Origin of the sequence: Streptomyces sp. HUAS YS2, assembly GCF_033343995.1 — a bacterium.
GTDB lineage: Bacteria > Actinomycetota > Actinomycetes > Streptomycetales > Streptomycetaceae > Streptomyces > Streptomyces solicathayae.
Genome location: NZ_CP137573.1, coordinates 2290037 through 2304384, shown reverse-complemented (window position 1 = coordinate 2304384; position 14348 = coordinate 2290037). Strand labels below are relative to the sequence as shown.

The window sequence follows — 14348 nt, the reverse complement described above, 5'->3', positions numbered from 1 at the left end:
GATCCCCCTCCGGGGAGTGTCTGTCCGCGCCCACCCGTCCCTTCACCCCTTCGGGCAGGCGCTCGGAGTGAAAAAGGGGAGCGCGCGGGGGCGCGTTCGGCCGGGCGCTTCTCCCGGTGATCACCGCCGACCTACCGTCGAAGCATGGGAGGCGGGGACCGGGCGGCGCTGGTGCGGATCTGCGATCCGGCGGGCCGGCCGCGGGGGAGCGGATTCGTCGCGGACGACCGCGGCACCGTCGTCACCGGCCACGAGACCGTCGACGGCCTCGCCCACGTCCTGCTGCGCGCCGACCCCGGCGACCGCACCTGGATCGCCGGACCCGACGACGTCACCACCCTGCCCGAGGCCGGGCTCGCGCTGCTGCGCACCGACGGCCTGGGGGTGCGCCCGCTGCCGGTCGCGGCGCCCGGGACACCCGTCGAGCCGGGCACCTACGTACGGCTCCCGGCGGGCGGCTGGCGCGAGGCGCGGGTCCTGGGCACCACCCCCGTCACGTACACCGCGACCGACAGCGGCCATGACATCGACGACGTGCTCGAACTCGCCATCGGCACCGACGGCCGCGAGGCGCTCCGGCTGAGCGGCGAGGCCGCCGGCGGCCCCGTCGTCAACGCCGCCACCGGGGCGGTGCTCGGGGTCCTCGGCACCGCGCTGCACGGCCCGCGACGGGCGGGCGGCTTCGCGCTGCCGCTCCCGCCGGCCGGGCCGCTGGCCGAACTGCTGCGGCGCAACGCCGCGACGGTGCCCTGCTTCGGAGCGGACCTCAACCTCGCCGGCGTCCTCGAACTCACCGCGACCGGCACGCTGCCCGGGCCGGGCGACCCGGTGGACTGGCCCGCGCCCGTCGAACGACCCGACTGCGTCCGGGAGTTCACCGCCCTCCTGGACGGCGGGGCGCCCGTCCTGGCGCTCGTCGGGGGCTCCGGCACCGGCCGTACCACCGAACTCGCCGCGCTCCGCGCCCGCCGCGCACGCGGGGCGGAGCCCGCGCCGACGGTCTGGCTGCGCGGCGCGGACCTGCGGGCCGACGACGCGTCCGTCGCGGACGCGGTGGGGCGCGCGCTGCGCCGGGCGGGGCGGATCGTCGCCGCCTCCGGGAGCCCCGGCAACCCCGACACCACCCCCGACACCACCCCCGAACACGCCGCCCGCCTCGCCCGCGAGGCCGGCCGGCCGCTGCTCGTCGTCCTCGACGCTCCCGAGGAGATGCCCCCGGCCCTGGCCCACCGGTTCCCCGCCTGGACCCGGGCCACCGAGCGGTGGCTCCGTGCGCAGGACGTGCGCCTCGTCCTCGGCTGCCGCCCCGAGCACTGGGACCAGGCGTCCGCGCTCTACTCGCGCGGCGCCGCCGGGGCCGTCGTGCTCGGGGAACTGACCGAGCCCGACGCGCGGGTGGTGCGGGAGCGGTACGGGATCGGGGACCGGGACCTCGCCCCGGACGACGCGCGGCACCCGCTCGCGCTGCGGCTGCTCGCCGAGGTGCGGGCGGCGCTGCCCGGGGACGTGCCGGGCCGGCCCGGACGGGCCGAGATCTTCACCGCCCACCTGGACCTGTTGTGCCTGCGCATCGCGGTGCGGATCGCCGCCGGGTCGCGACCGCTGCCCCGGGGCGCGGCCGTACGGCGGCTCGCCGCGCGGGTCGCCGGGCAGGTGCACGAGGCGGCGCGGCGGTGCCTCGGGCCGGGGCAGGGCGAGCTGGACCGGGAGTCGTTCGAGGAGCTGTTCCCGTGGCGGGACGGCTGGGCGTCCGCGGTCCTCACCGAGGGGCTGCTCGTACCGGCCGGGACCGGCTACCGCTTCGCCCACGAGGAACTCGCCGACTGGCTCCAGGGCGCCCACCTGGACCTCGACACGGCCCTCCACGCCCTGGTCCACCGCCCTGCCGAGCCCGCCCCGGCCCCCCGGCGCTCCCCGCCCGTCCCACGCCACCGCATCGGCCCCGTCCTCCAGGCCCTCCTCCTGCTCGACCGCCTCCAGGGCCCGGCCGCCCTGGGCCGACGCCTCGCCGAACTGATCGACGCGGCGGAGCGGCTCGCGGCCCCGGACACGGAGGCGGACGCCGCCCGCGCCGAGGACGCCCGCTGGTGGGCCGGGCGCCTCGTACGGGACGCCCTGCTCCGGGTCCCGAACCCGCGTGCGTACCTCGGGGTCCTCCGCGCCCTCGCCGACCGGATCGGCGCGGGAACGATCGGCGCGACCGGCTTCGGCCCGTCGTTCTGGGCCGAGGTGCGCGTGGCGGAGGACGAGCAGATCGACCTGCTGCGACGACTGGTCCCGGCGGACGGGCTCGCGCCTGCGGACGGCGAGTGGGCGGACGGCAGCGCCGGGACGGAGGACGGGAGCGTGACGGCCGACCGGGAGGCCCCGGAGGCCGGCCCCGCGACCCGCGGCCGGGACGGCCTGCACGGCTCGGAGGGCAGGCACGCGACCAGCGGCTGGGACGCGCGGGAGGGCCGGGGCCAGCGCGGCGAGGCGGGCGGCTGGGACCGCCGGGCCGGGGCGGGAGGCTGGGACGCGACGGACGGCCGAGACCATCGCGAAGCGGCCGACGGCTGGGACGGTCGGGAGGGTCAAGGCCGTCGCGGCGCGGCCGACGACCCGCGCCGTCGGGACGGGACGGAGGGCACGGGCGCGACGGGTGGCCGGCGCCGCCGGGACCGGGCGGAGAGCCCCGACGCGGCGCATGACCGGGACCGCGCGCAGGGCCCGGTCCCGGCGGACGGCTCGGACCGTGCGCAGGGCCCGGTCCGCGCGACGCACGGTCCCGGCCCGGCGGGCGCCTCGGATCGCGCCGGTCGGTATCTGGATGCTGTTGCCGGGCGGCTGGCTGCGGATCCTCGGGGGGTGCAGCCGTTGCTCTGTCGGTGGTTCGGCGATGAGCGGGCGTTGCCCGCCGCTCCCGGGGCCACCGTCGCGGCCGCCGCGCAGGCGCTGCTCTACTCGCGCCGGGACCTGGCCGTCGACGACCTGTGCGAGGCGCTCGTCGCCACCGCCCACCCCCGCGCCGAGGAACTGCTCGCCGCACTCGCCGAGGACGAGCCGTCCGCCCTCTGCCGGGCCGTGGACCGCTGGGCGCACGACGACGGACGCCCCGCCCGCCGGGTCGCCGCCGCCGCGTACGGCGGGCTCGTCGCTGGCCACGTCACCACCGCCACCGACCGCGCCCTGCTCCGCTACGCGGCCCTCGCGCTCCTCGCCCGCCCCGACGACCGGGCCGTTCACGCCCCCGCCCTCGCCCTCCTCGTCCAGGACCCGCACACCCGCGCCCGCTACCTCCCGCAGGCCCTCGCCGAGTCCGCCGTCCCCCCGTCCGCCCTGGCCGAGGCGCTCGCCACGGACACCGAGCCCGTCCTCGCCGCCCTCCACGACCGGCTGCTCGACACCGGGCCAGGGCCGGTCGCCGCCGCCGTCCTGACCGCGCTCGCCGAGGTCTCCGCCCCCGCCCTCGCCCGCCGGGCCGCCGACCTCGTACGCGCGTACACCGACCGCCACCCCGACGGCGCCCCGCACGCCGCGGCCTTCGCCGACCGCCGTCTGGAGGACGGACCGGCCGCCCGCGCGGTCCTGTTCCCGCTGATCACGGGCCTGCTGCGGGACGGGCCCGCCGCGGTCCGGCAGGCCTTCGTCCCCGTCCTCGCCGCCCCCGGCACGGGCGCCTCCCGGCACGTGCGCGGCGAGCTGCTCGACGCCCTGTTCGCCCTCCTCGACCGATCGCCCGACCCCGACGTCCTGGACGCCCTCCTGGACGCCGCCGCGCACGGCGCGAAGCGGCGCAGCGAGCCCCGCACCCGGGCCCTGGTGCACCGCGCCGGACTCCTCCTCGTCCGTACCCCCGAGGGGGCGACCCGCTTCGACCAGCGGCTCGTCGCGCTCGCCCGCGAGGTGCCGGGATTCGCCGCGCTGACGGCCGGATGGCTCGCCGCGGCGCCCGGGGAATGGGCCGCCGTCGTCGGGCCGAGCGCCCGGCGGACGGTCGAGACGCTGGGCAGTTCCATGCCGATGCCGACCGACGGGCGCGGGCATGGCAGTCTTAGACCTGCGTAATCGGCGAACAGGCGGACGAGGAGCGGTCACAGTGCAGCGCTGGCGTGGCTTGGAGGACATCCCCCAGGACTGGGGACGCAGCGTCGTCACCATCGGCTCCTACGACGGGGTGCACCGCGGACACCAGTTGATCATCGGGCGCGCGGTGGAGAAGGCCCGCGAGCTGGGCGTGCCGTCCGTCGTCGTCACCTTCGACCCGCACCCCAGCGAGGTCGTCCGCCCCGGCAGCCACCCGCCGCTGCTCGCCCCGCATCACCGGCGCGCGGAGCTGATGGCGGAACTCGGCGTCGACGCCTGCCTGATCCTGCCCTTCACCGCGGACTTCTCGAAGCTGTCCCCGGCGGACTTCATCGTGAAGGTGCTGGTCGACAAGCTGCACGCGCGGGCCGTCATCGAAGGCCCGAACTTCCGCTTCGGCCACAAGGCCGCCGGGAACGTCGAGTACCTCACCGAGCTGGGCCGCACCTACGACTACGAGGTCGAGGTCATCGACCTGTTCGTCAGCGGCGACGCGGGCGGCGGCGCGCCGTTCTCGTCCACGCTGACCCGCCGCCTCGTCGCCGAGGGCGACATGCACGGCGCCGCCGAGATCCTCGGTCGGCCGCACCGCGTCGAGGGCGTCGTCGTCCGGGGCGCGCAGCGCGGCCGCGAGCTCGGCTACCCGACCGCGAACGTGGAGACGCTGCCGCACACCGCGATCCCGGCGGACGGCGTGTACGCCGGCTGGCTCACCGCGAACGGCGAGCGGATGCCCGCCGCGATCTCGGTCGGCACCAACCCGCAGTTCGACGGCACCGAGCGCACGGTCGAGGCGTACGCGATCGACCGCGTCGGCCTCGACCTGTACGGCCTGCACGTGGCCGTCGACTTCCTCGCGTACGTGCGCGGGATGTCGAAGTTCGACACCATCGACGACCTCCTCGAGGCGATCGCCGACGACGTGAAGCGCTCCCGCGAACTGACGGAGGCGTACGACCAGGAGCACGCGCCCTAGCAGGCGGGCCGTGCGGTGGCGGGAGGTCCCGCCACCGCCCCTGCAGGGTTCCGGCGCGCGCTCAGGGCGTTGCCGACGACCAGTGGCAGGCGACCTCGGCCGCGGCGACGCCGGTCAGGATCGGCAACGCCTCCGCGCGGCAGCGATCCGCGACCTCCGACGCCTTGCCGGAGGCCAGGACGTGGCAGCGGGCGTGGAAGCGGCAGCCGGACGGGATCCGGGACGGGTCCGGGGGCTCGCCCGTGAGGACCACCGGCGCGCCGGGGGACTCCGGCAGGACCGACAGCAGCGCCTGCGTGTACGGGTGCCGCGGCGCCGTCAGGACCGACTCCACCGGCCCGGTCTCCACGATCCGGCCCAGGTACATCACCGCCACCCGGTCCGCGATGTTCCACGCCAGCCCCAGGTCGTGCGTCACCACCAGCGCCGACAGGCCGAGTTCGTCGCGCAGGCGCAGCAGCAGCGCCAGGATCTCGCCCCGTACCGACGCGTCCAGCGACGCCACCGGCTCGTCCGCGACGATCAGTTCCGGGCCCAGGACCAGTGCCCCCGCGATCACCACCCGCTGCCGCTGACCGCCCGACAGCTCGTGCGGGTACCGCAGGAAGAACCGCTCCGGCGGACGCAGCCCGGCCCGTGACAGCGCCTCCGCGACCGCCGCCCGCTCGTCCCCCTCGTACCCGTGGATCCGCAGGCCCTCCGCGACCGCGTCGTACACCGTGTGCCGCGGGTTGAGCGAGCCGCTCGGGTCCTGGAGGACCAGCTGCACCCGCTTCCGGTACGCCTTCAGGGCCCGCGACGCGTACCCGAGCCGCTCCCCGCCGAACGTCACCGTCCCCTCCGTCGGGGGCACGAGCCCCAGCAGCGTCCGTGCCAGCGTCGTCTTCCCGCAGCCGGACTCGCCGACCAGCGCCACGATCTCGCCGGGCCCGATGTCCAGGTCCACCCCGTCCACGGCCCGCGCCGGCGGCGCGCCCCGCCGCCCCGCGAACGTGACGTGCAGCCCCCGCGCCGACAGCAACCCGCTCACGCTCCGCTCCCCACGTGCACGCAGGCCGCCCGGCGTCCCTCGCCGGCCTCCCGCAGTTCCTGGTCGTCCACCCCGCACGCCTCCACCGCCACCGGGCAGCGCGGATGGAACGTGCAGCCGTCCGGCAGCGCCGCCGGGTCCGGCGGATCGCCGGGCAGCCCGCGCGGCGCCCGCCGCGACGCCGCGTCGCCGATCCTCGGGAACGCCGAGGACAGCGCCCGCCCGTACGGATGCGCCGCCTCCGCGTACACCTCCCGCGCCGGCCCCTCCTCGACGATCCGGCCCGCGTACATCACCGCGAGCCGGTCGCAGGTGTCCGCGAGGACCGCCAGGTCGTGGCTGATCATCAGCAGCGCGATGTCCTGGTCCGCGACGAGCCGTTCGATCAGCCGCAGGATCTGCGCCTGGATCATCACGTCCAGCGCCGTCGTCGGCTCGTCCGCCACGATCAGCCGCGGATCGCAGGCCAGCGCCATCGCGATCATCACCCGCTGCCGCTGCCCGCCGGACAGCTCGTGCGGATACGCGTCCGCCCGCGCCGCCGGCAGCCCCACCTGCTCCAGCAGGTCCACGACCCGCCGCCGCGCCTCCTGCGGCGTCGGTCGTCCGTGCACCAGCAGCGGCTCCGCGATCTGGTCGCCGATCCGCCGCACCGCGTTCAGCGAGTGCATCGCGCCCTGGAACACGATCGACGCCCCCGCCCAGCGCACCGCCCGCAGCCGCCCCCACTTCATCGCGAGGACGTCCTCGCCGTCGAGCAGGATCTCCCCGGTGAGCTTCGCCGACGCGGGCAGCAGCCGCAGCAGCGCCAGCGCCATCGTGGACTTCCCGCAACCGGACTCGCCCGCGATGCCGAGCTTCTGCCCGGCGGCCAGGCTCAGGTCGACGCCGCGCACCGCGGGCACCGCGCCCGCGCCCGACCCGTACGTCACCGTCAGGTCCCGGATCTCCAGCAGGCTCAACGCCCCACCCCCAGCTTCGGGTTGAGCACGGACTCGATCGCCCGCCCGCACAGCGTGAAGGCCAGGGCGACCAGTGCGATCGCGATGCCGGGCGGCGCCAGGTACCACCAGTGCCCGGACGAGACCGCACCCGCCTCCCGCGCGTCCTGGAGCATCCCGCCCCAGGACACCACCGTCGGATCGCCGAGGCCCAGGAAGGCCAGCGTCGCCTCGGTGAGGATCGCCGCGGAGATCATGAGGGTGGTCTGCGCGAGCACCAGCGGCATCACGTTCGGCAGCACGTGTCGCGTCATCACGTGCCCGTGGCCGCCCCCCAGGGCCCGCGCCCGCTCGATGTAAGGACGGGACTCCACCGCGATCGTCTGGGCGCGCACCAGCCGGGCCGTGGTCGGCCAGCAGGTCACCCCGATCGCCAGGATCACCGTCCAGATCGACCGGGACATCACCGTCGCCAGCACGATCGCCAGGACCAGCGCCGGCATCACCAGGAACCAGTCGGTGATCCGCATGACGACGGTCGAGAACCAGCCGCCGTAGTGCCCCGCCACAATCCCCACGAGGGTGCCGGTGGCCACCGACAGTGCCGCCGCGAGCAGCCCCACGAGCAGCGAGATCCGGGCGCCCCAGATCAGCAGCCCGAGCAGCGACCGCCCGAACTGGTCGGTGCCGAGCGGGAATTCGGCGCTCGGCGGCTCGAGCGCCGTGCCCGGCGCGTTGGTCACCGACTGCACGTCCGCGCCGACGGTCAGTGGCGCGGTCAGCGCGAGCAGCGCGATCAGCACGAGCCCGGCGAGGCCGTACAGGCCGGCCCGGTGCGCGCGGTACCGCTGCCAGAAGCGGGCCGCCGAGGCGCCCCGGCGTTGCCACGCGAGAGAGGTCATCGGCCCACCCGGGGATCGAGCAGCGGATAGAGCAGGTCGGCCAGCAGGTTCATCAGAATCATCGCACCGGCGAAGACCACGAACAGGCCCTGCACGAGCGGCAGATCGGGCACGCTCAGCGCCTGGTAGAACAGCCCGCCCAGGCCCGGCCAGGAGAACACCGTCTCGACCAGGATCGAACCGGCCGCCACATGGCCCAGGTTGATGAAGACCATGGTCACCGTCGGCAGCAGCGCGTTCGGCACCGCGTGCCGACGGCGCACCACGTCGTCCTTCAGCCCCTTGGCCCGCGCGGTCGTCAGGTAGTCGCTGCCCATCTCGTCGAGCAGCGAGGACCGCATGACCAGCAGGGTCTGCGCGTACCCGACGGCCACCAGGGTGACCACCGGCAGCACCATGTGGTGCGCGACGTCGACGACGTACGCGAACCCCGTCTCGCCGCTGCCGGACTCCATGCCGCCGGTCGGGAACAGCCCCGGGACCGGGCCCATGCCGACCGAGAACACGATGATCAGCAGCAGCCCGAGCCAGAACGACGGCACCGACCACAGCGTCAGCGCCACCCCCGTGTTCAGCCTGTCGCCGAGGCTGCCGTGCCGCCACGCCGAGCGGGTGCCCAGCCACAGCCCGAGCGCCGAGTAGAGCAGCACCGCCACCCCGGTCAGCAGCAGCGTCGCCGGCAGCTTCTGCGCGATCAGCTCGCCGACCGGCGCCCGGAACTGGAACGACGTCCCCAGGTCCCCGCTCAGCGCCTTCGCGCAGTAGTCCGTGAACTGCTGCCACAGCGGCAGATCGAGCCCGAACTGGCGGCGCAGGGTCGCCAGTTGCTCCGCCGAGGTCGGCACCCCGTGCGTCATGGCCTTCACCGGGTCGCCGGGGATGATCCGGAACAGGAAGAAGCTCGTGACCAGCACGGCGAGCAGCGAGACGGCAGCGCCGCCGAGCTTGCCCGCCGCATGGCGGAGGTACGCGACGGCCGTGCCGTGCGACGCGCCGTCCGCGGCGCGTCCCACCGTGCTCTCGGGGGGACGCGCCACGTCGGCGGGAGTGCTCGCCGTGGTCACGCGCTACTCGCGGTCGTCGGCGGTGGCGCGGCGGCGCTTCGCGAGGAAGAGCCCGAGTCCGGCGACGACCACGACGGCCGCGGCGATCCCCACGACCACCCCGGTGGAGGAGCCGCCGTCGGAGTCGTCGGCGGACGAGCCGGCCGGCGCGGCCGACCACCAGCTCCAGTAGCCGTCCTGGCCGTAGATGTTGCCCGCGGCCTCCGGCATCGTCGTGATGGACGCGATCTGGTCCGTGCGGTACGCCTCGAGGGCGTTCGGGTACGCCATGATGTTCATGTACCCCGTGTCGTACAGCCGCGACTGCATCTGCTTGACCAGATCCGCCCGCTTGGCCGCGTCGTACTCCACCGCCTGCTGCGCGTACAGCGCGTCGAACTGCGGGTCGCAGATGAAGTTGTCCGTGGCGCCGGTGTCCTTGGGCGTGGCGGGCAGCGTGCCGCAGGTGTGGATGGACAGGACGTAGTCCGGGTCCGGGTTGACCGACCAGCCGTCGAAGGCCAGGTCGTAGTCGCCCTTCACCCACGGGTCGGAGACGCTGTCGAGACACTCGACCTTGAGCCCGACGCCGAGCTTGCCCCACCACTCCTGGAGGTACTTGCCGATCGCCTTGTCGTTCGGGTCGGTGGCGTGGCACAGGATCCGGAAGTCGAGTGCCTTGCCGTCCTTGCCGACCCGCTTGCCCGCGGCGTTCTTCTTGTAGCCGGCCGCGTCGAGGACCTGCTCGGCCTTGGCCGGGTCGTACGCCAGCTTCTGTGTGGCCGTCGGCTTCCAGTAGTACGAGCCGAAGCGCGGCGGGATGTAACCCTCGCCCTCGACGGCGTGCCCCTGGAAGACCTTGTCGATGAGGGTCGAGCGGTCGACGGCGAGGAAGAGCGCCTTGCGGACCGCCGGGTCGAGCAGCGCCGGGTGGCCGTTGCCGAAGGTCTTTCCGTCCTTCGCCCTGGCCCCGGGGTTGGTCGCCAGGGCGAAGAAGCGGCGGCCGGGCGCGTCGTTGACCTTGATGTTCTTCTGGGTCTTCAGCGCATCCGCCTGGGCGGGCGTCAGGTTCGGGACGAAGGACACCTCGCCCTTCTGCAGCGCCGCGACGGCCGCGTCACCGTCCTTGTAGTACTTGAACACCAGCTCGTCGAACTTCGGTGCGCCGCGCCAGAAGGACTTGTTCGGCTTGAGCTTCAGGTACTGGTCGACCTTGAAGTCGGTGATGACGAAGGGGCCGTTGCCGACGATCGGGAAACTCTTGTCGTTGTTGAACTTCGAGAAGTCGCCGACCTTCTCCCAGACGTGCTTGGGCACGATCGGGACGTCCAGCGCGGTCATCGTCGCCTGCGGCTTCTTCAGCTGGATGACGAGGGTCTGCGCGTCGGGGGCGGTGACTTTCGCGAAGTTGGCCGTGAAGCTGCCGTTCGCGGTGGCCGCGTTCGGGTCGGTCATCATCTTGTTGAACGTCCACGCCGCGTCCTCGGCGGTGGCCGGCTTGCCGTCGGACCACTTCGAGTCCTTGCGGATCGTGTAGGTCCAGGTCAGCTTGTCGGCGGAGGATTTCCACTCGGTTGCCAGACCCGGGATGGGCTTGGCGTCCTTCGCGTCGTAGTTCGTGAGGTACTCGTAGGTCAGCCGGTGGATGCTGGTGCTCAGCAGCTTCTGGGCGAGGAACGGGCTCAGGGAGTCGACGCTCTGAGAGACGGCGACGGTGAGGACCTTGCCCCCGCTCTTCGCATCGCCCTCGGTGGGCGGTGCGGCCTGGGCGGCGGACGGGACCGCCACCAGTGTGGTCGCGGTGACGCCGGCGGCGAGGAGCAGTCGCGTCAGCGGACGTTGTCGGACCGGGCGGGATGGAACCTTGACCATGACCATAGGACTGACCTCGCGTCGTGGATCTTGGTGCGCCAACTGGTGAAGCGAAGGTCTATCAGCGACGAAGGGAGTCGTCAACGATGTCTCAAACCCCTTGTGGGCTGCGGGAATGCGCCGAGGGCCCGCACCGTGGAGACGGTGCGGGCCCTCATTGGTCTATACCCCTGAAGCCTTACTGCTGAGGGGCTGGCGGCGGCTGCGGGGGAGCCTGCGGGGGCTGCTGCTGCGGCCACCCGGCGGGCTGACCCGGCCCCGGAAGTTCCGGCTGCGCACCGGGGGCGGGCGGCGTCGCGGGCGCGCCGGGCTGGCCGGCAACCGGCTGCCCGGGGAACGGCGGAAGCGGCTGACCGGGCATCGGCTGACCGGGCGCGCCGGGCTGTCCGGGCATCGGCTGGCCGTGCTGTCCCGGCGGTATGGGCTGACCGGGCTGTCCGGGCATGCCCGGCATGGGCTGGCCGGGCATGGGCTGGCCGGCCTGAGGCTGGCCGGGGGCCTGCTGCTGCCAGCCCTGCGGCGGCTGCCCGGGCTGCCCGGGCTGGCCCGGCTGACCTCCGTACGGCTGCCCCGGCGCGGGCTGCTGCGGGGCGTACGGCTGACCGGGCATCGGCTGGCCCGGCTGGCCGGGCTGCCCCGGCATCGGCTGCCCGGGCTGGCCCTGCGGCTGCTGACCCGGGACCTGCTGGCCCGGCATGGGCGGGGCCATGTGCGGCGGCAGGTGGCCCTGCTGGCCGCCCGTCCACAGCCCCTGCGCCTGCTGCGCCCGCGAGAAGTCCTCCGCGACCATCGCCGACAGGTGGAAGTACGCCTCCCGGGTCTTCGGCCGCATCATGTCGAGGTCGACCTCGGCGCCCGCCGACAGGTGCTCGTCGAACGGCACCACGACGACGCCGCGGCAGCGGGTCTCGAAGTGCGACACGATGTCCTCGACCTTGATCATCTTGCCGGTCTCGCGGACCCCCGAGATGACCGTGATCGAGCGCTGCACCAGCTCCGCGTACCCGTGCGCGGAGAGCCAGTCCAGCGTCGTCGAGGCGCTCGACGCGCCGTCGACCGACGGCGTCGAGATGATGATCAGCTGGTCGGCGAGGTCGAGCACACCGCGCATCGCGCTGTACAGCAGACCCGTGCCGGAGTCGGTCAGGATGATCGGGTACTGCTTGCCCAGGACGTCGATCGCCCGCCGGTAGTCCTCGTCGTTGAACGTCGTCGAGACCGCCGGGTCCACGTCGTTGGCGAGGATCTCCAGGCCGGACGGCGCCTGCGAGGTGAACCGCCGGATGTCCATGTACGAGTTCAGGTACGGGATCGCCTGCACCAGGTCGCGGATGGTCGCGCCGGTCTCGCGCCGTACACGGCGGCCGAGCGTGCCCGCGTCCGGGTTGGCGTCGATCGCCAGGATCTTGTCCTGCCGCTCGGTGGCCAGGGTCGCGCCCAGCGCGGTCGTCGTCGTGGTCTTGCCGACGCCGCCCTTGAGGGAGATGACCGCGATCCGGTAGCAGGAAAGCACCGGCGTACGGATCAGGTCGAGCTTGCGCTGCCGCTCGGCCTCCTCCTTCTTGCCGCCCAGCTTGAAACGGGCCGCGGCGCCGGGCACCCGGCTGGACTTGGGCTTCTGCTTGTTGTTGCGGAGCAGTCGGTCGGACGACAGCTCCACCGCGGCGGTGTAGCCGAGCGGCGCACCCGGCACGGACCGCTCACGCTGGTCGTGCGTGACCGGCTGCGGCCAGGCGGCCCCGGTGCGCGGGTCGATCGGCGGCTGCTGCCCCTGCGGCTGCTGGACCGGCGCGTTCGGGTCCTGCGGCGGCATGCCCGGCTGTCCCGGCTGCGGGAAGCCGTAACCGCCCTGCGGGGCCGGGGCGTTGCCCTCGGGACCCGGCGGGAACTGCGGCGGCAGGCCGGGCTGGCCCGGCTGCGGGAAGCCGTAACCGCCCTGCGGGGCGGCGGCGTTGCCCTCGGGGCCCGGCGGGATCTGCGGCGGCAGGCCGGGCTGGGGCGCCTGCGGCGGCAGCGGCTGCGCGGGCTGTGGGAAGCCGTAACCCCCCTGCGGCGCAGGCGCGTTGCCGTCGCCGGCGGGCGGAAGCGCGGGAGCCTGAGGCGACGCCGGGAGCGGGGCGAGCGCCTGCCCCTGCGGCGGGACCGGCGGCTGACCGGGCTGGCCCGGCTGCCCCGGCTGTCCCGGCTGGGGGAAGCCGTAGCCGCCCTGCGGCGGTACGGGAGCGAGCGGGCCGCCCGCCTGCTGGGCGGGCCACGCCGGTGCGGGCGAGGGGGCCTGCGGCGGCACGTCCGCGCCGGGCTGACCGGGCTGTCCCGGCTGCGGGAAGCCGTAGCCGCCCTGCGGCGCGGGTGCGGGGTTCTGGGCCGGTACCGGCAGCGCCGACTGGTCGGTGTTGGGCGGCGAGGCCGGCCACTGCGGGGCGCCCGCGGGCGCCCCGGTCTGGAACGCCGGCGGCAGCGGCGGCAGGCCGCCGCCCGCGGGCGCGAAGCCGCCGGGCAGCGCGGGCAGTCCGCCCTGCGGCGCGGGCGGGACTACGGGGCCCGGAAGCGCGGGGCCCGGATACGCGTTGCCCGGGGCCGCGTCGGCGGGGACGGCGTCGTTCGGTACGGCGTCGTTCGGTACGGCGTCGTTCGGTACGGCGTCGGCCGGGATCGCGTCGTTCACCGGGGCGTCGGCCGGCTCGTCCGGCACGGCGTCGGTGATCGCGACGGCGGCCACCTCCGCGTCCGAGGAGGGAGTGTCGGGGGCGTCGTCGGCGAGGTCGTTCGCGTCCTCGGCGGACGCGCCCTCCTCCGCGGAGCCGTCCAGGGCCTTGGCGGCGTCGGTGTCCCCGTCCCCGTTCCCGCCCGTGTTCCCGTCACCGTCCGTCGCGTCGGCGGACGCCGGGCTCTCGCCCGCGTCGCCGTCAGCAGGAGTGGCAGCGGCTGCGGCAGCGGCCTCGGCCGCCTCGCGCTCCGCGATCTCGGCCATCTCGCGCTTCAGCGCGGCGGGGGAGAAGCGCATGGTCGCGCCGCTCTCCACGTCGCCCCCGCCGAACGGGTCCGAGAGCACCGGAACCGACGGCATTTCGGGCACGGCAGGAGCCTCCGGCCGCGCGGACTCGTCCCCCGGTGCCGAACCCGCGGCGGCCTGCGGCGCGCCCGGTCCGGCGGCGGGCGGCGGCGGGGGGGCCCAGTTGGGCTCGAAGCCGCTGCCGGCCGGCAGTCCGGGCAGCGCGACCGGCGCACCGGACGGCGGCGGAGGCGGCGGAACCATGCCATCGGCCGCCGGAGCGGCCCCCGCGCCCGCTGCCGCGGCGTCCCCCGACGCGTTCTGCGTGTACCAGGCCGGCGGGGTGTAGTCGATGGTGAACTCACCCGACATCTCGGCGGGCTCCGCGTCGGACTGACCGTCGGGCGGTGTGTCCCAGCCCGCCCGGATCTCGTCGCGATCGCCGTTCACTTTGCCTCCTGGTGTGGTCGAGCACCGTTTGTGCTTGTCGGCGGGGCGACCGTTCCTCGTTCCGGTCCGGTCCGGTC

8 protein-coding genes are annotated in these 14348 nt (G+C 74.9%); 2 read left to right on the top strand and 6 right to left on the bottom strand.

Annotated elements, in window-relative coordinates; all coding sequences use genetic code 11:
- Nucleotides 1-144 precede the first annotated feature (144 nt).
- Nucleotides 145-4047 (top strand): NACHT domain-containing protein, encoded by a 3903-nt coding sequence (locus tag R2D22_RS10275; protein WP_318102788.1) that lies wholly within the window; start codon nt 145-147, stop codon nt 4045-4047.
- A gap of 31 nt (nt 4048-4078) precedes the next feature.
- Nucleotides 4079-5041 (top strand): bifunctional riboflavin kinase/FAD synthetase, encoded by a 963-nt coding sequence (locus tag R2D22_RS10270; RefSeq protein WP_318102787.1) that lies wholly within the window; start codon nt 4079-4081, stop codon nt 5039-5041.
- Nucleotides 5042-5102: 61 nt separating this feature from the next.
- Here the strand turns inward: R2D22_RS10270 and R2D22_RS10265 are convergent, their stop codons facing one another.
- From R2D22_RS10265 to R2D22_RS10240, 6 genes are all read right to left on the bottom strand, one after another.
- On the bottom strand, nt 5103-6071 hold the full coding sequence (locus tag R2D22_RS10265) for an ABC transporter ATP-binding protein (protein WP_318102786.1): 969 nt from the start codon (nt 6069-6071) through the stop codon (nt 5103-5105).
- Entirely contained in the window at nt 6068-7033 is a 966-nt protein-coding gene (locus tag R2D22_RS10260) for an ABC transporter ATP-binding protein (RefSeq protein WP_318102785.1), read from the bottom strand. Before R2D22_RS10260 ends, R2D22_RS10265 begins: the two co-directional genes overlap by 4 nt.
- Nucleotides 7030-7914, bottom strand: a complete 885-nt coding sequence (locus tag R2D22_RS10255) for an ABC transporter permease (RefSeq protein WP_318102784.1) — start codon at nt 7912-7914, stop codon at nt 7030-7032. Before R2D22_RS10255 ends, R2D22_RS10260 begins: the two co-directional genes overlap by 4 nt.
- Nucleotides 7911-8978, bottom strand: a complete 1068-nt coding sequence (locus R2D22_RS10250; RefSeq protein WP_411977001.1) for an ABC transporter permease — start codon at nt 8976-8978, stop codon at nt 7911-7913. The genes R2D22_RS10255 and R2D22_RS10250 overlap by 4 nt, the downstream gene beginning before the upstream one ends.
- 3 nt (nt 8979-8981) lie before the next feature.
- On the bottom strand, nt 8982-10835 hold the full coding sequence (locus tag R2D22_RS10245; RefSeq protein ID WP_318102783.1) for an ABC transporter substrate-binding protein: 1854 nt from the start codon (nt 10833-10835) through the stop codon (nt 8982-8984).
- Between the two features lie 172 nt (nt 10836-11007).
- Entirely contained in the window at nt 11008-14271 is a 3264-nt protein-coding gene (locus tag R2D22_RS10240; RefSeq protein WP_318102782.1) for an SCO5717 family growth-regulating ATPase, read from the bottom strand.
- Between the last annotated feature and the right edge of the window lie 77 nt (nt 14272-14348).

Bases quoted from the DNA above. Each gene is read 5' to 3' on its own strand.
- R2D22_RS10275 (WP_318102788.1), top strand. From the start codon at position 145: ATGGGAGGCGGGGACCGGGCGGCGCTGGTGCGGATCTGCGATCCGGCG.
- R2D22_RS10255 (WP_318102784.1), bottom strand. From the start codon at position 7,914: ATGACCTCTCTCGCGTGGCAACGCCGGGGCGCCTCGGCGGCCCGCTTC.
- R2D22_RS10245 (WP_318102783.1), bottom strand. From the start codon at position 10,835: ATGGTCATGGTCAAGGTTCCATCCCGCCCGGTCCGACAACGTCCGCTG.